Origin of the sequence: Streptosporangium sp. NPDC004379, from assembly GCF_042873875.1 — a bacterium.
GTDB lineage: Bacteria > Actinomycetota > Actinomycetes > Streptosporangiales > Streptosporangiaceae > Streptosporangium.
Genome location: NZ_JBIAMC010000030.1, coordinates 1 through 21,510, shown reverse-complemented (window position 1 = coordinate 21,510; position 21,510 = coordinate 1). Strand labels below are relative to the sequence as shown.

The 21,510-nt window shown below is 72.9% G+C and carries 16 protein-coding genes; 6 read left to right on the top strand and 10 right to left on the bottom strand.

Annotation, left to right across the window (positions count from 1 at the left end):
* Positions 1-36 precede the first annotated feature (36 nt).
* From ACFYSC_RS36155 to ACFYSC_RS36145, 3 genes are all read left to right on the top strand, one after another.
* On the top strand, positions 37-402 hold the full coding sequence (locus ACFYSC_RS36155) for a DUF5997 family protein (protein ID WP_362935682.1): 366 nt from the start codon (positions 37-39) through the stop codon (positions 400-402).
* 114 nt (positions 403-516) lie between these two features.
* Positions 517-1,857, top strand: a complete 1,341-nt coding sequence (locus ACFYSC_RS36150; protein ID WP_389970672.1) for an SWIM zinc finger family protein — start codon at positions 517-519, stop codon at positions 1,855-1,857.
* Positions 1,854-5,060: a DUF6493 family protein gene (locus ACFYSC_RS36145; RefSeq protein WP_389970669.1), complete on the top strand. Its 3,207-nt coding sequence runs from the start codon at positions 1,854-1,856 to the stop codon at positions 5,058-5,060. Before ACFYSC_RS36150 ends, ACFYSC_RS36145 begins: the two co-directional genes overlap by 4 nt.
* A 74-nt stretch (positions 5,061-5,134) precedes the next feature.
* Here the strand turns inward: ACFYSC_RS36145 and ACFYSC_RS36140 are convergent, their stop codons facing one another.
* From ACFYSC_RS36140 to ACFYSC_RS36130, 3 genes are read right to left on the bottom strand one after another with little or no spacing between them, the layout of a single operon-like run.
* Positions 5,135-6,172 (bottom strand): LacI family DNA-binding transcriptional regulator, encoded by a 1,038-nt coding sequence (locus ACFYSC_RS36140; RefSeq protein ID WP_389970666.1) that lies wholly within the window; start codon positions 6,170-6,172, stop codon positions 5,135-5,137.
* A gap of 16 nt (positions 6,173-6,188) precedes the next feature.
* Positions 6,189-6,518, bottom strand: a complete 330-nt coding sequence (locus ACFYSC_RS36135; RefSeq protein WP_389970663.1) for a hypothetical protein — start codon at positions 6,516-6,518, stop codon at positions 6,189-6,191.
* A 5-nt stretch (positions 6,519-6,523) separates the two neighbouring features.
* Positions 6,524-7,441 (bottom strand): DUF6772 family protein, encoded by a 918-nt coding sequence (locus ACFYSC_RS36130; protein ID WP_389970660.1) that lies wholly within the window; start codon positions 7,439-7,441, stop codon positions 6,524-6,526.
* Between the two features lie 152 nt (positions 7,442-7,593).
* On the opposite strand from ACFYSC_RS36130, the gene ACFYSC_RS36125 reads away from it, so the two are divergent.
* Complete coding sequence (locus tag ACFYSC_RS36125) at positions 7,594-8,904, top strand: MFS transporter (RefSeq protein WP_389970657.1); 1,311 nt, start codon at positions 7,594-7,596, stop codon at positions 8,902-8,904.
* Between the two features lie 74 nt (positions 8,905-8,978).
* On the opposite strand, the gene ACFYSC_RS36120 is transcribed toward ACFYSC_RS36125, so the two are convergent.
* The 6 genes from ACFYSC_RS36120 to ACFYSC_RS36095 all read right to left on the bottom strand — a co-directional run bounded on the left by ACFYSC_RS36120 (position 8,979) and on the right by ACFYSC_RS36095 (position 17,908).
* A complete protein-coding gene (locus tag ACFYSC_RS36120) occupies positions 8,979-9,857 on the bottom strand; it encodes an alpha/beta fold hydrolase (protein ID WP_389970653.1) in 879 nt (292 codons plus the stop codon).
* A 3-nt stretch (positions 9,858-9,860) separates the two neighbouring features.
* Entirely contained in the window at positions 9,861-12,557 is a 2,697-nt protein-coding gene (locus ACFYSC_RS36115; RefSeq protein WP_389970650.1) for an AAA family ATPase, read from the bottom strand.
* Between the two features lie 67 nt (positions 12,558-12,624).
* Positions 12,625-14,799, bottom strand: coding sequence for a DEAD/DEAH box helicase (locus ACFYSC_RS36110; protein WP_389970647.1), 2,175 nt, complete (start codon positions 14,797-14,799; stop codon positions 12,625-12,627).
* A 178-nt stretch (positions 14,800-14,977) separates the two neighbouring features.
* Positions 14,978-15,883 (bottom strand): LLM class flavin-dependent oxidoreductase, encoded by a 906-nt coding sequence (locus ACFYSC_RS36105; RefSeq protein WP_389970644.1) that lies wholly within the window; start codon positions 15,881-15,883, stop codon positions 14,978-14,980.
* 108 nt (positions 15,884-15,991) lie between these two features.
* Positions 15,992-16,456: a MarR family winged helix-turn-helix transcriptional regulator gene (locus tag ACFYSC_RS36100; protein WP_389970641.1), complete on the bottom strand. Its 465-nt coding sequence runs from the start codon at positions 16,454-16,456 to the stop codon at positions 15,992-15,994.
* Positions 16,457-16,486: 30 nt separating this feature from the next.
* Entirely contained in the window at positions 16,487-17,908 is a 1,422-nt protein-coding gene (locus ACFYSC_RS36095) for an MFS transporter (RefSeq protein WP_389970638.1), read from the bottom strand.
* Between the two features lie 84 nt (positions 17,909-17,992).
* On the opposite strand from ACFYSC_RS36095, the gene ACFYSC_RS36090 reads away from it, so the two are divergent.
* Positions 17,993-18,862, top strand: coding sequence for a helix-turn-helix domain-containing protein (locus ACFYSC_RS36090; protein ID WP_389970635.1), 870 nt, complete (start codon positions 17,993-17,995; stop codon positions 18,860-18,862).
* Here the strand turns inward: ACFYSC_RS36090 and ACFYSC_RS36085 are convergent.
* Positions 18,772-20,610, bottom strand: a complete 1,839-nt coding sequence (locus tag ACFYSC_RS36085) for an ABC transporter ATP-binding protein (protein ID WP_389970632.1) — start codon at positions 20,608-20,610, stop codon at positions 18,772-18,774. The two genes, ACFYSC_RS36090 and ACFYSC_RS36085, sit on opposite strands and share 91 nt — an antisense overlap.
* A gap of 107 nt (positions 20,611-20,717) precedes the next feature.
* Between ACFYSC_RS36085 and ACFYSC_RS36080 the strand changes: the two genes are divergently transcribed.
* Complete coding sequence (locus ACFYSC_RS36080; RefSeq protein WP_362935619.1) at positions 20,718-21,296, top strand: sugar O-acetyltransferase; 579 nt, start codon at positions 20,718-20,720, stop codon at positions 21,294-21,296.
* Positions 21,297-21,510: the final 214 nt, after the last annotated feature.

Here is a 21,510-nt window from a genome sequence, read left to right as displayed (position 1 = left end):
TCCGGGGAGGCGGCTTCGCGCCCTACCCTTGACACCATGACCAAGCCCAAGACCACCCAGACGATGAAGCCCGCGACCGCGGCCAAGAAGCTGGGTGTGCTCCTGGAGGCCACTCCCGCCGAGTTCCAGGAGGGGGTCGTCTCCAGGGATGAGCTGAACGCGCTGCAGGCCGACCCGCCGGCGTGGCTGGCCGATCTGCGGCGCAACGGGCCGCATCCCAGGCAGGTCGTCGCCGTGAAACTGGGCGTCTCCAACTCGGGCCTGGCCAGGGGCGGCGTCACCGGGCCGCTCACCACCGCCGAGATCGACGCCATCAAGGCGGAGAACCCCGAGTGGCTGCAGCATGAGCGGTCGGTTCAGGCCGAGGTGCGCAAGGAGGCGCAGCGCCTCAAGCAGCGCTAGCCGGACGGCGGAAGCGGCGGTCCGGTTCGGTCCGCCGCCGTCCGGACCCGCGCCGCCGCCGTCCGGATCGGCCGCCGCGCCGGTTTGTCGGTGGGGCGATCTAACGTCCCGGCCATGACTTCAGCGACGCAGGCGTACACGTACGCCGCGCCCTCCTCCCTCATCGGCGGCCGTCTCGGATTGGCGACCTCCGGCGGGCGGGCCCTGTCCGGCCCCGTCGTGGCCCCCCGGTTCTTCAGCGGCGTGGTGACCCAGGCCGCCCCCGCCGCGGCGGCCCTGCTCGGCGTCGCCGATGTGGCTCTGGCCCGCTACCACCAGCCGCAGGCGCGGCCCGGCTGGGTGCGCGACCCGGTGGTGACGTGCAACGGGGACCGGCTGCGGTTCGAGTCGTTCTCGGCCTGCGGCGGCGTGTACGCCCGGCTTGATCTGCTGAGCGGCGCGCTCGACGGCGAGGTGTTCGACCGGGGCACCACCAACGTCGACGTGAACGCGCCGCTCCGGGAGGCGCTGGCGCGCGTCGGCGCGCGTGACCCGTTGCACCTGGGGGTGGGCCTCGACGAGCTGGTCGTGACCACGATGGACGGCGCGGTGGTGGAGAAGAAGGTCCCCCTGCCCGAGCGCTGGTTGCGCGGCTTCGCCGAGGTGCAGGTCATCGCCTCGGGCATGGATCAGCGCGGTGAGCTGACCGGCATGACGGCGGTGCGGTTCCTGCGCGGGCTGCCCAGGAAGGGCACGGTGTGGGTGGCGCAGGCGGGGCGGGAGCCGAAGGTCTCCGACCGCCGGGTCCCGGGCTCGGTCCGGCTCGCCGACCCCGGCCGGCTCGGCACCCTCCTGCCGCTGCTGCGCTTCGCGAAGTCCCTCCGGGTGTACGGCCCGGCCGACGCCGCCTCCGATGCCGCCTCCAGTGCCTGGGAACTGGAGCTCCCGGGCATGCGCTACACGCTCGCCCTCTCACCCGAGCGCTGGCGCGGTTTCTCCGGCGAGGGCGCGGTGCTCGACGACCTGGCCGCCGACGAGGCCGAGGACGACGCCGACGTGGTGGGCATGCTGCTCAACTTCGAGCCCGAGGTCGAGATCGGCCTGCTGGCCGACCGGGCGGGCATGCCCGCCGACCGGGTGCGGGCCGCGCTGACGCGGCTCGGCGTCGCCGGGCGGGTCGGCTACGACCTGTCGGAAGCCGCCCACTTCCACCGTGAGCTGCCCTATGACAGGGACAACGTGACCGTGCTCAACCCTCGGCTGGCCAAGGCGCGCAGACTCGTCGAAGCGGGTGCCGTGCGCGTCGACGGCGAGTCGGTCACCGTCCGCACCCCGGGCGGTGAGCGCCGGGTCTCGCTGGCCGACGGTTCCTGCACCTGCGAGTGGTGGTGGGACCATCGCGGCTCCCGTGGGCCGTGCAAACACGTGCTGGCCGCCCGGATCGTCGCCCGCGCCGCCGTGGAGGTCTCCCCGTGAGCCTCTGGACGGAGATCTGCGACCTGGTGGCCCGCAACCAGGTCCACCGCCTGGCCGATCGGCTGGTCACGCTCACCGAGGAGGAGCGCGCCGAGCTGGGCGGGCGGCTGCCCGGCCTCGTCAAGGAGCTGCGCCGTGTCCGCACCGAGCAGGTGCGCGCCCAGCGTCCCGGCGACTTCGAGGAGATGGCCTCCTGGGAGGTCGGCGAACTGCTCGACGAACTTGCCGGCGCGCTGCTGCTGACCGGTGTCGGCGTCATCACCGGCCCGGCGGCCGCCGTGACGTGGATGACCGGCCGCGACGTCAACCGCCGCTGGGCCGATGACCCCGACGTCGCCCAGGTGTGCCGGGTGGCGGCCACCCGTCCCCCGGAATGGCGTCGTGACGTCGCGGTCCGCCTGGCCCGGCGGGTGCGCCGTCCCGCCGATCGCGTCGCGCCGCTGGCCGTGGCGCTGCTGCGGGAGTCCGGCGCCGCGCCGCCCGACCACGACCCGCTGGTGGCCGCCTGGCTGGCCGCGCCGAGCGTGGCCGATGACCCGCTGACCCCCGTGCTGCTGCCTCGTGTCTTCACCGCCGACGGCGCGGGCCGCGCCCTCCGTGACGAGCGACTGGAGCCCCTGCCGACCCGCTGGCTGGCCGCCGCCGCCCGCGAGCTGCCCAGGGAGCAGGTGCTCGACGGTTGCGTGAGCCGTTTCCTGCGCGGCGACGAGGCGCAGGACCTGCGGTTCTTCGTCCGGCTGCACAGGCTCCTCGACCCCACGCCGGCGGAGGCCGCGCCCCGTCTCCGCGACTACCTGCGGCTGTTGCCGTCGGCTCCGGGCACGGTCGCCGAGCTGGCCACCGAGCAGGTGCGTGAGGCGATGCCACTCGACCACGCCGATCTGGTCGAGGCGGTCGAGGCGCTCACCTTCCGGGAGGAGGCCAAGTTCGCCGCCAGGGGCCTGCGCTGGCTCGACCATGCGATCCGGGCCACGCCCGAGACGGCCGCCGACTTCGTGACCGCGCTGACCACGGCGTACGCGCACAGGTCCTTCGACGTGCGCAACCGCGCGGCCGAGCTGACCCTGAAACACGCCGGCCTGCTCGCCGGCCGTGTCGGAGAGATCCTCGAAGGCGCCCGCCATCTCCCCGCCGACCTGGGTGCGAAGCTCGCCGAGCGGTTCGGCGGCGAGGTCCCGGTCGAGGAGATGCCGGAGCGGAAGGAGTTCCCGCCGCTGCCCGAGCCGGCGGAGGCACAGCGGTTCCCCGAGCCGTCGATCCTCCCCGGCCACCACGAGAACTGGATCGGCCAGGAGCGCTGGCTCGCGGCCTTCGTCACGGGAATCGCCGAGAACAGGGAGGAACTGCGTCGCAGGCTCAGGTCCCACGTCGAGCAGGACCACGGTCACTGGCGGTCCGAGGATGCTCGCCTCGGCCCCGGCGACTGGCGGGCGGCGCTGTCCGCCGAACTCGTCACTCCCGGGAGCGTGCCGGAGCCGCCGCCGATCGGGCCGGAGAAGTTCTGGGACAGCGCGAGTCACTCCGTGGGAGTACGCGTCGTGCCCCGTGGAGAGGAGCCCGATCCCGAGCCGGGACCCCGGCGGATCATGGTGGGCGGCGCCTGCCGGCCGGGCCGCTACCTCGACGACGACGCCCCGCTGCGTGCCTTCTTCATCACCTGGAACAGCGACGACGGTCCGGACGAGGCGGTGGCCCGCGAGGGCGACCGGCGGATCCCCTTCACCGGGGGCCGCATCCACCTGTACGGTCCCCCCGCCGACGTCGAGCGGCCGTGGCGTTCCGGCGCCGGGGAGGGCGAGGAGGTCCACGACGACGGGCCGCCGGATCGCCCCCGTCCGGCGTCGACGAAGCCCGGCGCCCTGTACGACGATTCCGAGGAGGCCATGCCGTCCTTCGTCCTCGACGGCGCCTATGAGCGGATGGCCGGGCTCGGCGTGGATCCCGCTCGGATCGCGGCGATGCGGACGGGGCAGCGGGTGCCCCCTCCGGGTCCGGACGAGCCGCTCGTGGAGGTGACCGTCGTCTTCGTCCCGTCCCGGCTGCGTTCCTTCATGCCCCAGGAGTTGCCCGAGCACGACGAATGGCGGCGGCGCAACCGGCTGCCCCATCCCAATCGCGTCTCCCCGCCCCACGACTTCCTGCTGCACCGCTACGCGGAACTCGCCGAGGCCCTGCGAAACGACGCCCTGCCGCCGGTGCTGCTGTCCACGCCGACCTGGATGAGCGGCCACCTCGACCCCGACGTGCTGGTCGACCGGCTGGAGACCTGCGCCGCCGCCGGGGTGGAGCCGCTCCCCGCCGACCTGGCGCAGGCGCTGCTGCGGCTGCCCAGGGGCGGCCACCGGGCCGCGGCGGAGCGGGCCGCCAAGGTCGACTCGGAGGCGGCGCACTCGGCCGCCCGCTGGCTCGCCGGCGGCGGCATGGCCGACCCCGAGTGCGGCCACCTGTGGCGCCACATGGTGGACGCGTCCATGGTCGAGTTCGGCGACGACGAGCCGGAGCACTTCACCGAGGTCAGGCTGCAGCCGGTGTTGCGGGTGACGGCCCCGACCGGTCATCGCCTGATCGACGAGGTGCTGCTGCGTCAGCCGTTCGACTGGATGGTCGACGAGTTCGGCGGCACGCTCCAGGCATGGCCTGCCATCCTGCCCTCGCACCGTGAGGTCGTGGCCGTCAACTTCCTGCCCTTCCTGCTGCGCGGCCACTGGGGCACATGGGCGACACCCTCGGAGCTCACCGGCCTGGAGGTCGCCCAGGGCCCGATGGGTGAGTCCACGGCGGTGATCCTCGCCTTTCTCCTGGCCGGCGGCGTGCCCGGCGTGATCCCGCTGCTCCTGCGCATGGCCGCCAGGGGCGAGCTGCCCGCCGAGGCGATCGGCCGCCAGCTCGCGCTGGTGCTGCGCCGCACGTGGCGGGAGACCCGCCCCGCCGTCGCGACCCTGGCCGAGCTGGCCGACGCCGGCGGCCACCACGAGGTGTGGCGCATCCTGCGCGCTCTGCTGCCCGGGATGTTGCCGGGCGAGGGGCGGCGTATCACCGTGACCCACGCCGAACTCGTCGCCTTCGCCGCCGACGTGGCACGCTGGACCGGCGCGCGGGGGGAGATCCCGGTCGTCGCCGAGTTCGCGCGCAGCCGCCGGACGATCCGCTTCGTCCACGAGTGCAGACGCCTCCACGCCCAGCTCACCGGAGCTGCTTCATGACCTGCGACGGCGTCCGTACCGAGATGTCGTCCTCGCGCGCACCGGTGGATCCACGCGGTCCGGCGCGGGCCCGCTCACCCCGTCGACCGGCGTTCGACCAGTTCGGCGGGGAGGCGGGTGCTGGTCCGCGGGCGGTCCGGCTCGGCGACCCGGCGCAGCAGCAGCTCGACCGCGGCCGTGCCCGCCTCGTCGGCGGGCAGCCGGATCGTGGTCAGCGCCGGCTGGAGGTACGCGGCGAACGGGTGGTCACCGTACCCGAGCACGCGAACGTCCTCGGGTACGGCCAGGCCGCACTCCCGGACGGCCCGGTAGACGCCCAGCGCGAAGTAGTCGTTCGCGGTGATCACCAGGTCCGGGTGGTTGTCCGGGGTGATCAGGTTGGCGGCCAGGGCGTAGGCGTCGTCGGGCCGCCAGGGCAGGCTGGCGCCGCTCGTGCGGCGGGTGGGCACCTTCAGCACGAGCGAGTGCTCGTGGGCGATGCCCAGCTCGTCGAGCGCGCGGCGGAAGCCCGCGACCCTGGCGGCGACCGTGCTGACGCGGAGGTCCTCCTCCAGCAGCCAGATCCGCCGGACGCCGGGACGGGCCACCCGGACCATGGCGTCGGCGACGGCCGCCTCCACGTCGATGCCGACGAAGTCCAGCCCGCGGCCGGGGATGTCGCGGCTGATCTGCACCACCGGGATGTTCGCCTCGACGAGCCCGTCCCACACGTCGCTCCTGGACTCGGTGGCGACGCCCAGCACGCCGTCCACGCCGAACCGCAGGAGCTCCTGCACCGCGCGCTCCTCGTTCTCGTCGGAGTCCTCGGTCACGAGGAGCAGCACGGAGTAGCCGGCGGCGCGGCACCGCCGTTCGACCGCGGAGATCAGCGCGGCGTAGAACGGGTTCGACGGGTTGGTGATGACCAGGCCGACGACCATGGTCCGGCCGGACACGAGCGAACGGGCGTGGCTGTTCGGAACGTATCCGAGCCGCCTGGCCTCAGCGACGACCAGTGCCCTGGTGCTCTCGCTGACCTGGTCCTTGCCGGTCAGCGCCCGGGACACGGTGTTCGCCGACAGGCCCAGCCGGTCGGCGACATCGCGTAGCGTCACCCGTTGCGAACGTGCCATCCCGTCACCCTCCGGCTCAGCTCTTGCCGACCAAGTAGATCCGAAGTCTGGCAGCCGGGGCCTCGTCGCCGGAAACCCGGCAGCGTACCCGCAGCCACTGGCCGAAGCCGGTGATCGTCCAGCTCGTCATCCCGGGCGTCTCGACGCGGACCGCCGGCACGTCGGCCGGGCACCAGGTCAGGCCGTCCGGCGAGATCTCGGTGGTCAGCTCCAGCGTCCCGGTCAGCTCGTGCGCCTGGACGAAGAAGCGGGCCTCCTGGGCCCACGGAAGCTCGTACGGCTCGGTGGCGAGCTCGTCGTTCACCAGTGCGGCGCGCTCCAGCACCGCGGTCATGGTCGATCGCATCGTCGTCACCAATCCACCGAGATGAGCACGGAGTCGAGGAAGAGGAAGTTGCGGATGTCGGCGTGGGTCCGGACGGAGAAGTAGAAGTTGAGCAGGTTGTCCAGGGTGCTGTAGCGGTCGGGGTAGATCGGCACCGGGACGTCTCTCATGTCCATGACCCGGTCGTTGAGCCGGAGTTCCACGTTCGACCGCGTGCGGGTGTCGATGTCCCAGCGCAGGTAGTGCCAGTTGATCTTGGTGGGCACCTCGTTGACGCACATCTCCAGCGGCTCGTCGAAGTACCGCCAGTCGTCCGGGTTCGGCGCGGTGAAGTCGGCGGCGTACGGCAGGGCGAACCTGCCCTCCTGGTGGTCGCGCGGCGTCGGCTCGGGCACCACCGGGTACATCCACCGCTGGGTCATCTCGCCGTCGAGGTTCGTGTTCTGGTAGCGGATGACGTTGTGGTAGCGCACGCCGTTGTCCGCGCAGATGTCGGTGGCCACGGTGAACGCGCCGAACTGCGACTCCGACGGGTGCCGGTTGCCGTCCCAGGCGACGCTGGCGGGCAGTTCATGGCCGACGGTCGCCTCGGCCTTGAACGCGAAGTGGGCCTCGATGCGCACCAGGCCCCGCCCGGCCATGGTGAGCCGGCGGATGCCGGTGGCCGTGTGCCCCCGGTGGGCGCGGGTGGCGAGCTTCAGCGCGTAGTTCCCGCTGAGCGTGCCGTGCGTGCCGACGTCGAAGAACGAACAGGAGGAGAGCTGCGGTGGCCGGAAGTCGCGCATGTGGTCGTCGACCGTGCCGAGGTCGCCCCGGCCGTTGTAGTTGCCGATCAGCTCGGTCCAGCCGTGGGTGGTCGAGTCGAACCGGTCGAAGCACAGGATCCGTCCGAGCGGATCGTACTTCGACAGGCCGGCGTCGGTGGTCGGCGCTGCGAGTCCCATGCGCAGTCCTCTCTCATTAACGCTCATGTGAACAGCTCGGTGACCGAAACTCTTGACCTTCCGAGCAGCCCACTCGTAGTGTTGCGGCCACATTAACGTTAATGGTCCGAATGCGGGGGCGCAATCGGCAAGCTGTGATGAGGGAGTCAACGATGACAAGGCGGCTCAGCCGGGCCACGATCGCTTCCACCGTCGGCACCGCGCTCGAGTGGTACGACTTCTCGCTGTACGGCACCGCCGCCGCGCTGGTGCTGCCGCTCGTGTTCTTCCCCTCCGGCGACCCGGTGGCGGCGACCCTGTCATCGCTCGGCACCTTCGCCGTCGGGTTCTTCGCCCGGCCCGTCGGCGGCGTCATCATCGGCATCCTCGGCGACCGCGTCGGCCGCCGCACGATGCTGTTCGTCACCCTGCTCCTGATGGCGACGGCCTCCACGCTGATCGGCCTGCTGCCCTCCTACGCCGCCGTCGGCCCGATCGCGCCGATCATGCTCGTGGCACTGCGCGTGGTGCAGGGCCTCGGCGCGGGCGGCGAGTACGCGGGGGCCATGCTGATGTCCGCCGAACACGCCGAGACCCGGGCGCGCGGGCTGAACGCCAGCGTGCCGACCCTCGGCAACGCGATCGGCTCGCTGGTCGCGACGGGCGTCTTCTTCCTCGTCTCCTCGGTCATGCCGCACGAGGCGTTCATCGACTACGGCTGGCGCATCCCGTTCCTGCTCAGCATCCTGGTCGGCGTGGGCGGCGTGATCGTGCGGCTGAAGGTCTCCGACACCCCCGAGTTCCGCGAGGCACGGGAGAGCGGCGACAGCGTGCGGGCGCCGCTGCGGGCGTTGTTCGCCTCCTCCCGCCACAAGATCATTCCCGGCATGCTCATCAGCGTCGCGCCGAACGTCATCAGCTACCTGCCGTCCGTCTACGCCCTGACCTACCTGACCACGCACGTGCACGCCGAGGCGTGGATCGGCCTGACCGCCGTGGTGATCGCCAACCTCGTCAAGATCGTCACCGTGCCGACCGCCGGCTGGCTGTGCGACCGGTTCGGGCGCCGCCCGGTGATGGTCACCGGATCGGTCGCGGCGGCGGTGCTGTTCTATCCCTTCTTCTTCATGCTCGACACCGGCACGCCCGTCGTGATCTGGGCCGCCTTCGTGATGATCTTCACGCTCTGCAACGACCTGACGCTCGCCTCGCAGGCCACGATGATGTCGGAGCTGTTCGACGTCCGGTACCGCTACACCGGCGTCACCTTCACCCGGGAGATCGCCGGCGCCGTCGTCGGCGGCTGCATCCCCTTCGTGGCCGCCTGGCTCGACGGCTGGTCCGGTGGCCAGATCTGGCCCATCGTGCTGGTGTCCGCCCTGCTGTGCCTGCTCTCGGCGCTCGGCACCCGGTTCATCAGCGAACCCGACCATCTGCGGCGGCCCTCACCGGTGGCGGCGCGCAGCGGCGGCACGGCCGCGTAGTCCACGCACCGGCCCCGAGACGCGGGCGTGCCGTACCGGCGGGGCTCCTCGCGGATCGTGTTCCACCGCGATCATCACCCCGCCGTGTGCGCGAGGATGGCGGTGGCCAGTTCCTCGTGCGCCTCCGGCGGCAGCGTGTGCCCCATGCCCTCCACGATCATGAGCCGCGCCCCCGGGATCCGCTCGGCGATGACCGCGCCATGGCCCGGCTTGACGGGCTCGTGGCTGCCCTCGATGACCAGCGTGGGCGCCTGCACCCGGTGCAGCACGCCCACCGGCTCGAAGTCGGGCCTGGCCATGGCGGCCAGCCGGTGGTTGGCCACCGCCGACAGGTCGCGGGCCCGCTCGTGGATCCGCTCCTGCAGCCGGCGGGCCGCATCCTCGTCGAACGGCAGGCCGGTGCCGTGCAGCACGCGCTGTTCGGCGATCATGCCGTCGATCACCGCGCGCCGGTCCTGCGGCGGCGGGGCGGCCATCAGCGCGCGGTAGAAGGCCACGAACTCCGGCGCCGGCTCCGGCAGGGCGTCCTCGGACTGCGGCTGCCCCGTCAGGGCCCGCACGAGCACCTCGCCCTCGCCTCCGCCGAGCGGCGAGGAGGCGATGACGGTCAGCGAGCGCACCCGCTCCGGCCGCTCCACGGCGATGAGCTGGCCGAGCAGCCCGCCCGCCGAGTGGCAGACCAGGTGCGCGCTCTCCAGGCCGTGGGCGTCCATCACGCGGTAGACGTCATCCTTGATGTCGTCCCATGTGTACGGCTCCGCCTCGAAGTCGACGGTGCCGGACATGCCGGTGTCGCGATGGTCGTACCGGATCACCCGGCGGCCTCCGGCGGTCAGGCGGCCGACGAACTCGTCCGGCCACAGAACGCCCTGCGACATCGAACCCATGATCAGCAGGATCGGCGCGTCGGTCTCGGCGCCGAACTCTTCACTCCAGATGTTCACGTTCTGCATGCCTCACAGCATGCCGTCCCCGGCCACGGGCGCCTTCTGTAGAACTACCAGTCGCGCCAGGTCAGTACGTGAGCCGATGCCCAGCTTCGGATAGATCTTGTACAGGTGGTACTCGACCGTGCGCGGGCTCAGGAAGAGCGTGGCGGCGATCTGCTTGCTCGACAACCCGTCGGCGACCAGGCCCGCGATGCGCAGTTCCTGCGGGGTCAGCGCGTCCAGCGCGGTCGCGGGCGGAGCCTGCCCGCTCTCGCCGGCCGCCCGCAGCTCGTCCTGCGCGCGCCGCGCCCACGGCCGCGCGCCGGCCCGCTCGAACGTCTCCCACGCCGTCCGCAGATGCGCCCGCGCCTCGCCCGGCCGCTGCGTGCGGCGCAGGCGCTCACCCAGCAGCAGGGCCGTCCTGGCCGCCTCGAACGGGTTGGTGTGCAGCCGCAGCGCCTCGCCGAAGGCGTCCTCGGAGGCGTCGACCAGGCCCCGGCAGCGGGCCAGCAGCGCGCGCGACTCGGGCGTCGCGGCGTGCGCCGACCACCGCTCGTACGCGGCCAGCGCCGCCCTCGCGCCCGTCTCGTCACCCGCGCCCAGGGCGGCCTCGACGTGGTCCGGTGCGGACCGCCACACCACGGTCGGATGCCCGGCGCCCGGTCCCGCCGCGGCGATGGCCGTGAAACGGTCACGTGCCGCCGCGTGGCGGCCCAGGCACAGGTCGAGCATCGCCAGCGCGTACGCGGCCACCCCCGCGCGCAGTCCCACCCGGTGCGGGATCGCGATGGCCAGCGCCTCGCGGGCCTGCCGCTCACACGGCTCCTCCTCGCCGCGCAGCGCCGCCAGCACCGCCAGGCCGGCCAGGTGCGCGGCCACCGTGTTCTCGTACCCGGCCTCCCGGGCCAGCGCCAGGCCCTCCTCGGAGACGGCCTGGCTGCGTGCCAGCCGCCCAGCGATCCGCTCGGCGGTCGCCACGAACTCCAGCACGACGGGGAGCTGCCCGGTCATCCCCGACACCCTGGCCACCCGCCCGGCCCGCTCGGCCATCTCGGCGGCCAGATCCGGCTCGCCCAGCGCGCTGGCCGCGGCCGCCGCCCACAGATGTCCCGTCGCGTCCTCCTGCTCGCCGGCCCGCGCCAGCGCCCGGCGCAGCAGGCCCGGCCCCGCGGCGTCACCGTCCATCGTCAGGCCGATCCCGGCCACCGTGTCCCGCAGGAACCCCTCGGGGTACGCCACCGCCCGCCGGCCGAGCTCGGCGATGGTCGCCGTGTCACCGACGTACGAGGCCGCCTCCACCGCGTCGGCCAGCATGTCCAGGCCGTCGCCCGCCGCCAGGATCCGTACGGCCTCGGCGGCGTCGCCCGAGTTCAGCTCGAACCGGCCCCGGAGCCGGGCGATCTCCATGGCGAGGGCGGCGTCCCCACCGGCCCGTTCGCGCGCCTCGGCCAGCAGCGACTGCGCCTGTCCCGGACGGCCGCCGAGCCAGGCCGCGACGGCGGCGTCCTTCAGGCGGACGGCACGTGCACGCGGCTCGGGAGTCAGCTCGGCGGCCCTGGCCAGGGCGGTGGCGGCGGCGCCGTACCCGCCGCGGTCGCGTGCCCGCTCCGCGGCGGCCGTCAGCACGGCGGCGACCTGCTCGTCCTGGCCCAGGACGGCTCCGGCCAGGTGCCAGGCGCGGCGGTCGCCCTCGGTCAGCTCCGCCAGGACGGTGCGCACGCGGCGGACGTCGGCGGGGGCGGCCGCCTCGTGGAGCGCCGATCGGATGAGCGGATGGCGGAAGCGCACGCTCGTGCCCGACACCCCGGCCAGTCCGCTCTCCTCCAGCTCGGCCAGCGCCGCCCGCCCGGTTCCCGTATCCGTGCCGGGCGGCGTCGGCCGCCCGGCGGACAGTCGCCCGGTGGCGCGCAGGACCAGGTCGAGATCGGCCTCGACGGCGGCGACCAGGGCGGCCAGCCGGGCGGGATCGGACAACCCGGCCACCCGATCGCCGAAGAGCCGGGCGCCGCCGGGCAGCGGATCGGGCAGCGGTTCGCGCCCGGCGAGCTGCGCGGGCGTCAGACGGGCGGCGATCTCGCCCAGGGCGAGCGGGTTCGCGCCGGTGAGCGTGACGAGCTCCCGTCTCACCCGGGCGGGCAGCGTACCGTGGCGGGACTCCAGCAGCTCGTCCGCGGCGGACTCGGCCAGGCCGCGCACGTCCACCGTCGACGGCACGCCCTTGACCGGAGCCTCCCCGCGTACGGCGAGCAGCATCGCGATCCGTTCCGTCCCCAGCCGCCTGGCGGCGAACAGCAGCGCGTCGGCCGAGGCCCGATCGACCCACTGGAAGTCGTCGACCACGCAGACCAGCCCGTCCGGAACGGCCGCCTCGGCCAGCAGCGAGAGCACACCGGCCCCCACCAGGAACCGATCGCCGGCACCGCCCGCGGCGAGTCCCAGGGCCGCGCGCACGGCATCGCGCTGCGGCTCGGGCAGCGCGTCGAGCGAGCCGGCCACCGGCCACAGCAACTGGTGCAGCGCCGCGAACGCGAGGTCGGACTCGGACTCGACACCGGTGGTCCGCAGCACCCGCATCGCGCCGCCGCGCGCGGCCGCCGCGTCGAGCAGGGCGGTCTTGCCCACACCCGCCTCGCCCCGCAGCACCACCGCGCCGCCGGAACCGTCGCCGGCCCGCGCGATCACCTCGTCGAGTGCGCTGATTTCCGCAGATCTGCCGTAAAGCACGAAAACCCACTGTAGAAGGCCCCGTACCGCCGTCCGCCGACGGCCGTGTCATCGTTTCACCGGACGCTCAGGGAACCAGCGCGAGCCTTTCCTGTTCCTCCTGCACGATCCGGCGGGCCAGCGCCTGCTCGGAGACGTCGATCGCGTCGGGGGTGGACGCGGCGACCTCGCTGTGCCGGGCGTAGTCGTCGAACAGCCTGGCCTTGGTCCCCAGGATCTCGAGCATGCGCTGGTCGACGCTGTCCGCCACCAGGAGCCGGTGCACCTGGACCTTGCGGACCTGCCCCATCCGGTGCGCGCGGGCCACCGCCTGGCTCTCCATCGTCGGCTTGACCTGGGGCTCGCAGAGGATGACCACGGAGGCGGCCTGGAGGTTGAGGCCGACCCCGCCCGCCTGGATCTGGCTGAGCAGCACCGCGTGCCCGGAGGAGGCGGCGAAGTCGTCGACGATCCGCTGACGGCGGGCGGCGCCGACGTCCCCGGAGATCGGCCCGTGGAGCCGTCCGCCGAGGGCGTCGTGGACGGCGGCCAGGACGTCGCGGAAGTAGGAGAAGACCACGACCTTGAGGTCGTTCTCGGCCGCCTCGTCCACGAGCTCCCGCAGTCGCTGCAGCTTGGCGGACCTCCCGGGCACGGCGTAGGCGGCGCGGCGCATCGCCATGAAGTTCCCGCCGGTCACGGCCTCGCGGTAGGCGGCCAGGTCCTCCGGGCTGAACTCCTCCCACTCCTCCACCTGCACCAGGTCGGGCAGCTCGGTGAGGACGTCCCGCTGGTTGCGGCGGAGGTAGACGGGCGCGACGGCCCGCCGGAACGTCTGCGGCCCGGTGAAGGTGTTGTTCAGCTGCACCTCGGAGAGCAGGTCCGGCTGGAGATGGCCGACCAGCGCGCAGAACTCCCCGACGCGGTTCTCCATCGGGGTGCCGGTCAGGAAGAGCACCCGGCCGACCCGGTCGCACCAGCCCGCGACGGCCTGCGAACGGCGCGTCTCCGGGTTCTTCACGTAGTGCGCCTCGTCGACCACGAGCATCCCGACGGGGACGTCCTCCCGGATCCGGAGACGGTGCAGCGTGTCGATCGTCGTCACGGCGACCCCTCCCCTGCGGGTCCACTCCGCCAGGGCCGCGGCCCGGTCGGTGCCGTGCAGGGCGTACGCCCTGAGCCTGCTGCGGTTCTCGATCTCCCGCATCCAGTTGATCAAAACGCTGGCCGGGCACGCCACCAGGAAGTGCGTGTCGCCGCGGGCCCTGAGGTGGGCCAGGGCCGCGATCGCCTGGACGCTCTTGCCCAGCCCCATCTCGTCCCCCAGGATCACCCGGCCCTGGGCGAGCGCGAACCGGGCGCCGAACGACTGGTAGCCGCGGAGCGAGACGTTGAGATGGGTGTCGTCGAGCTCCTGGCCCTTGACCCGCGCGGCGATGTCGTCGGGCAGGAACCCCTCGGTGGCGGCGCGGCCGGGCCCGATGCCCAGGATCTCGCCGAGGAGGCCGTGGTACTCGGGGGCGCGGACCTCGAAGTCGATCCAGACCTCCGCCTCGGACGGTTCCGGGCGGAGCAGGTCGGTGGTGACCTGGGCGAAGAGCAGCCTCAGACCGTCGTCCCCGGCCCGGTCGAGCGCGGCGGCGATCCGCTCCGCGGCCTCGCGTGCCCGGTCGCGGCCCCGCGCGCCCGCCAGCAGCATCAGCATCCGGCTGCGCGCCGGGGCCGCGACGGGCACGAGGGGCTCCAGCTTCTCCCTGAGCGCTCCGGCGGCCTCGCAGGCGCGCGACAGGTCGGGGCCGGGAGCCAGCAGCCGGTGCAGGGCGACGAGCAACGCGGTGGTCCCGGGGTCCCGCCGGTCGACGTCGATCCGGACGGTGACGGACTCCTCCGCCGCCTTCGCGATCTGCGCGGCGGCCGCGTGCACCTGGGCCGCCGTACGCGCCCCGATCCCGGGCAGGAGCTGGAGCCCGTACGGCGTGTCGTCCAGGACCTGCCGGACGGTGGCGTAACCGGCCTGTTCGAGGGCCCCGAGCCGCAGCCGCCCGCCGGTGACGTCCTTCAGCCGGGCGACGGGCATCGAGCCCAGCTCTTCCCGCGCCCGCTCGGCCCGCACCTCCGACACCGCCCGCCGGGCGTCGGCGTCGGCTCGTCCGCTGTCGGCCAGCAGGGCCCCGGCCGCGGCCAGAAGACCTTCGGCCTCCGACAGGAGGCGCCTGATCTCCTTGGGGGCGAGTGGGATGGATTGCCGCGTGATCCCGTCCACGTTCCAGCTCCTCCGCCGTGATCCGGGCCGCCGCCGCCTCCAGAGAGATCACTCAGGAAGATCGGCCGTCAGGCGATCGTCCGTGTGGACTTTAACATTGTCTGTCCGTTTGGAACCGGGCTTTCGACAGTGGTTTCGATCCCGGGGACCCTCGCCACGCGGAATCCCCGCTCGATCGCTATTTCGCGATCGCCTCGCGCACGGCCGGGACGATCTCCTGGGCCCAGCGGGCCAGTGTGGTGGGGTCGGCGACGCCGTGGTCGGCGGAGAAGAGCACGAAGCCCGACGCGCCGTGCTCCAGCACGGCGCCGGTCAGCTCCTCGGCCCACTGGTCGACGGAGCCGCCGATCCAGCGGCCCTCGTGGTCCCGGGTGGCGGGCAGCGGCCGGTCGGTGACGCGCCCGGGGAAGTTGAAGACCGTGCGGATCTCGTCCGGGTCGCGGCCGGCGGACGCCGCCGCCTCGTCGATGACCGGCCGCGACGTCCGGTAGCGCTCGCTGAGCCAGTCGGCCGCGTGGCCGGGGATCCAGCCGTCGGCGACGCGGCCGGTGGCGGCCAGGCTTCTCGGCCCGTTCGACCCCGTCCACACCGGCACCGCGGCCACGGGCGCGGGCTCGATCCGGTGCACCCGGTGGTGCCTGCCCTCGTAGGTGACCGGGGGGCCGCCGCCCGACAGCTTCTTGATCAGGACGATGGCCTCCTCGAAGGCGTCCACGGCGTCGCCAGGCGTCTGCCGCGGCACCCCCATGTCGGCGATGCGGTCCCACAGCCCTCCCGCGCCCATGCCCAGCACGACGCGGCCGCCGGACAGCGCCGACAACGACGTCACGGTCCTGGCCAGCATGGGAGCGGGCCGGGTCGGCAGGTTGGTGACGTTGGCGAAGCCCGCGATGCGCTCGGTGCGCCCGAGGATGAAGCCGAGGGCGGCGTAGGCGTCCAGCCGCGCGCCGAGGTAGGGGTGGTCCGACAGCGAGAAGACGTCGAGCCCGTCCCGCTCCGCCTGCTGGACCATGTGCAACAGCTCGGGTATGTCGCCGAGGTTGGAATGCGCACCGAAACCGAAGACCACATCAGATGCGGACAAGACACTGCCTTTCCATAGTGCGAGGAGAACCGACACGAGAGAAAAAGGGGTACAGTTCGCATCACGAACAATATTAGTTCGCGATGCGAACTTCAACCCTTCTCCCGGTCAGGGCGAGGCGTCCGGCTCCATGAAGACGGCGGGGACCTTGTTGTCCGTCACCACGCGGCCGAGCAGGGCGGCGAGCATGTCGCGCTCCGCCGGGACGAACCCCGAGGTCAACTCCTCGATCCGGCGGCAGGTCGCGGTGTAGAACTCCTCGGCCAGCCTGGCGCCGCGCCCGGTCAGGGCCACCCGTACCGCGCGGGAGTCCTCGGGGTCGGGTTGGCGCCGGACCAGGCCGTTGCGTTCGCTGCGGTCCACCAGGCCGGTCAGGCTCGACTTGGCGAGGCCGAGCATCGCGCCCAGCTCGCCCATGCCGTACGGCCGCGCCATCAGCACGCACAGCAACTGGCCCTGCTGCTGGGTGATGCCGTACTCTCGGGCGGAGTCCACATAAACGGCGTTCACCAGGAACGTGGACCGCACCAGCGCGGCCACCACCCCGATGGGGCCGTCGGCATTCTTGCTCATTGGCACAGAGTAGCGAATTCGTGGTACGAACTATCGGCTTCGGTCCCTTTCGGCGCCGGACACGGAGGAGACGGTGCGGCGGGCCAGAGCCACCCGCACGGCGCACGCCGTTCCGATCGCGAGGAGGACGACGCAGGCGGCGGTCACCCGCAGGAGACCCTCGGCGGAGGAGGGCGCCGCGAAGTAGACGCTCCCGAGTCCGGCGACGGCGGTCACCCCGGCGAGCACGGGCCCGGTGGAGTTCAGCGCCGAGATCGCCGACGCCAGCCGCGGCTCCACCAGAGAGGTGATCTGCGCCATCAGCGGACTGTACCCGGCGGCGTGACCGGCCCCGGCGAGGAACAGCAGCGGCATGGAGCCGAGCGGGTGCCACCGGTCACGGTGGAGGAGCACCAGCAGGGCCGCCCCCGCCGCGAACATCACCGGTCCCGCCACCGGCAGCGCGCTCTGCAGCCACCGCGGGTAGCGGTTCCAGCTCAGGCTGAGGACGCCGAAACCGAGGGTGTACGGAACGAACGCCAGCCCGGCGTGGAGCGGGGAGTGGCCGAGCGCGGTCTGCAGGTGCAGCGTCAGGGTGAACAGGAAGACGGTGTAGCACCCCATGATGATCCAGCAGGCCGCCAGCCCCGGCCCGGTTCCGCCGGGCCGCAGCGCCGCCGGGTCCAGCAGCGGATTCCGCGCTCTGGCCTCATGGCGGACGAACGCCACCAGCAACGTGACACCGCACGTCAGCGAGATCCACGTCCAGGCGGGCCAGCCGTGGTCCCGGCCGAAGATGAGCGGGACGGTGAGCGCCGTCATGGCGACGGTCAGGAGCGCCACTCCGGCCGGGTCGAGCCGTACCCGCCGGTCCGCGCGGTGGTCCGGCAGGATCCGCGGGCCGGCCGCCAGCAGGATCAGGCCGATCGGAACGTTGATCAGGAAGATGGGCCGCCAGGAGAGGCCGAACAGGTCGGCGCCGGCGATCAGGCCCCCGACGACCTGCCCCAGCGCGACTCCCAGGGCGAGCACCGTGCTGTAGACGCCGATCGCCTTACGGCGTGCCGCTCCGTCCCAGTGCATGTGGACGAGGGCGAAGATCTGCGGCGTGAGCAGCGCCGCCCCCATGGCCTGGACGACACGGGCGAGTACCAGCACGATCGCGTCAGGGGCCAGTCCGCACAGCAGCGACGCCCCGGTGAACCAGCCGAGCCCGAGCAGGAACGCACGCCGGTGTCCGATGACGTCGCCGATCCGGGCGCAGGTGACCAGCAGCACGCCGGTGGTCAGCAGGTAGCCCGACACGACCAGCTGGATCTCGGCGCCACCCGCGTGCAGGCTCTCGCGGATGGTCTCCGCCCCCACCGACACGATCGACCCGTCCATGGACGCCATGGCCTGCCCGGTGAGCAGTACGGCCAGCATCCGGTTCCGGTGGGCGGCCGTCACCGGCGGAGGAGAAAGATTGATCATGCATCCAGCGTCGGCCGTCCATGCCCGTCCGTCTTGAACGAATATGCGGATGGCGCTGTCGGTGGTGATGCGTAGGGTTGTCCGGTGCGTACCGCGAAGAGGCTGGTCGAAAGCCCGCACTTCATGATCGACGTTGTCGGGTGCGAGGACGACCACGCCGGCTGGTCCGTTCCGGAGACGTCATCCGCGGCCGAGATCGTGCTGGTCCGGCGGGGCCGGTTCCGGCTGGACTCCCAGGGCCGGCGGATGACGGCCGAGCCCACCGTCGGCTACCTGCACCGCCCGGGGTGGGAGATACGCTTCGCCCACCCCGCGGGCGGTGACGTGTGCACCTCGATCACATTCGTCGGCGACGCGCTGACGGCCGGGCTCGATGCCGCCCGTTCTCCCGCGGTCCACGTGGACGCGCGGCTCGAACTGGCCCATCACCTGCTGCTGCGTACCGGCGCCGACCCGGACTTCGCCGCCGTCGAGGCCGTCCTGGACCTCCTGTTGCTGGCCCTCCGCGAACAGTCCCGGGACGCGCCTTCGCCGGGACGGCGGGAGTTGGCGGACCACGCCCGGGAGGCGATCCTCTCCGGCGAGCCGGACTGCGCCGACCTGGTGGCCCTGGCCCGACGTTTGGGGACCTCCCCGTCCCATCTGAGCCGCACCTTCCGCCACCACGTGGGCATGCCCCTGAGCCGCTACCGCAACCGGGTGCGGGTGAGCCGCGCGCTGACGCGCATGGACCAGGGCGAGACGAGCCTCGCGGCGCTCGCGGCCGGCCTCGGCTTCAGCGATCAGGCCCACCTGACCCGGGTCATGCGCGACGAGCTGGGCCACACACCCGGCCGGGTCCTCACCCTCCTCGCCTCCGCGTCTCAGTCGGCGCCCGTCGCCTCCAGAAGCGCGTCCTGGGCGTCGTCGTCGATCAGGAAACCACCGGACTGGTGGTGCCAGAGCCGGGCGTAGGGCCCCTGGGCCCGGAGCAGTTCGCCGTGGGTGCCCTGCTCCACGACGCGCCCCTGGTTGAGGACGATGAGCCGGTCCATGCGGACGACGGTGCTCAGGCGGTGCGCGACGACGAGCGCGGTGCGGTCCCGCATCAGGTTCCACAGCGCCTCCTGGACGAGGATCTCGCTCTCGGAGTCCAGGGCGCTGGTCGCCTCGTCCAGCAGCAGGATCGGGGCGTCGCGCAGGATGGCGCGCGCGAGCGCGACGCGCTGCCGCTGGCCGCCGGAGAGCTTGACGCCGCGCTCGCCGACCAGGGTTTCGAACCCGTCCGGCAGCGCCTCGACGAACTCCGTGACGTGCGCCGCCTCCGCGGCCCGGCGGATCTCCGCCTCGGTGGCCCCCGGCCGGGCGAACGCGATGTTGTCGCGCACGGACCGGTGGAACATCGCGGGTTCCTGGGGGACGTAGGCGATGAGGCCGCGCAGGTCGGCCTGGCGCATCCGGGCGATGTCCTGCCCGCCGACGAGGATCCTGCCGCCGTCCACGTCCATGAGGCGCAGCAGCAGCCGGGTGAGGGTGCTCTTGCCGCCGCCGGACTGGCCGACCAGCCCGATCCTGGCACCGCCGGGGATGTCCAGGTCGAGGTCCCGGAACAGGGGCGGGCCGTCGCCGTAGGAGAACGTCACCCGTTCGAAGGTGACGCCCGCGCCGGACGGGCGCAGCGGCTGCGGGTCGGCCGGGTCGACCACGGTGGGCGGCACGAGGAGCAGCTCGGTGAACTGGGCCGCCTCGGTGAGCAGGCTCTCCATGCGCCGGTAGATCTGGTTGAACTCGAACATGATGCCGATCGCGTTCGAGTAGTAGGTGAACGTCACCACGATGGCCTCCGCGCCGAGACCGCCCCGGAGCGCCACGGCGAGGAGCAGGCCCAGGGAGCTGGTGAGCACCGACAGCGGGGCGACGACGGTGTCCACCCGGAGGTTGCCGTAGTCCCAGGACCGCAGGGACAGCCTGCGCTGCTCGGCGGCCCTGACCCGGTACTCCGCGGCCTCGCGTTCCTCGGCGGCGAAGGCGCGGACCGTGTCCATGTTGGTCAGCACGTCGGCGACGTGGCCCGACACCAGCACCCTGGCGGCCTCGCGCTCGTCGACCAGCGCCTGGCGGCGGCGGATGAGCGGGGCGATGAGGAGGCCGGTGACGGCGATGAGGCCCAGCAGGACGAGGACCAGCAGCGGGTGGTACCGCCACAGGACCACCGAGGCGAAGAGCAGGGGCACCACCTTGGCGATGACCGAGAAGGTGAGCGTGTCGAAGAAGTCCTCGAACCGGGAGGAGAACCCGATGACCCGCTTGGTCAGCGAACCGGCGAAGTTGTCGTGGAAGAACGCGGTGTCCTTCGCCATCAGCTCGTCCATGCCGACCACGCCGAGCCGCTCGATGCCCCGGGCGTCGGTGCGGTTCAGGAAGTGCAGTCCCAGCCGCCACAGCGCCTCGCCCGCCAGCAGCAGCGCGCCGAAGCCGAGGACGTACGGCAGCAGCGCGTCGAGGGTGCCGTCGCCGCCGCCGGCCAGGTGCCCCACGAGCCCGGCCACCATCAGCGGCGCCAGGTAGGCGAGGCAGATGTTGCCCATCGCCGGCAGCGCCAGCGCGGGCACCGCGATCGGCCACTGGCGCCGCACCTCGCCGCAGTAGTGGCGCAGCGCCAGCAGGACCGCCGACCTGCGCGCGGCCGGACTCTCCTCGGAGCCTTCGTGTGATCCGGTCACAGTCGCCCCCACCCCTCCCCGGACGCCTACCCCGCCTCGGTCATGCTGCCCCAGGGCCGTACGGCGGAGCGAACGGTTTTCCCGTCACCCCGCCTAGGGTCGTCGTCATGACCGACTTCTTCGCCGGGGACCCCCGCACCAACCGCGAGCGCATGCTGGCCGGAGACCTGTACATCGCCGACGACCCGGAGCTGGGGGCCGCCCTCGGACGCGCCGCCGCCCTCGCCCACCGGTACGGCGAGCTCTACCACGCCGACCAGGGGGCCGCCCGGTCCGTCCTTGAGGAGCTGCTCGGCTCGATCGCCCCCGACGCCCACATCCGGCCGCCGCTGTACGTCGACTACGGCTCCCACATCACGGTCGGTTCCGGCACGTTCGCCAACTACGGGCTGACCGCCCTGGACGTGGCGCCCATCACCATCGGCGACGACGTGCAGATCGGGCCGAACGTCCAGCTGCTCACCCCCACCCACCCCGTCGAGCCCGAGCCACGGCGGGCGAAGCTGGAGGCCGCCAGGCCGATCGTGATCGGGGACAACGTCTGGCTCGGCGGTGGCGCCATCGTGCTCGCCGGGGTGACGATCGGCGCGAACAGCGTCATCGGCGCCGGCGCCGTCGTCACCAGGGACGTCCCCGCGAACGTCGTCGCCGTGGGCAACCCGGCCAGGGTGGTCCGCCACCTCTGAGGGAAGCCGGACGCCCCTCGGGCGACCCGCGCCAGGCGGGCTTCCGGCCGGTTTCCGAGCCGTCCCGTCCGCCGTGCCCGCGGGCGGGGCGGCCCGCGGGGCGGGGTGTCAGGAGGCGTGGTGTCAGGAGTTGGTGGGGAAGCCGAGGTTGACGCCGCCGTGGCTGGGGTCGAGCCAGCGGGAGGTGACGACCTTGCCCCGGGTGTAGAAGTGG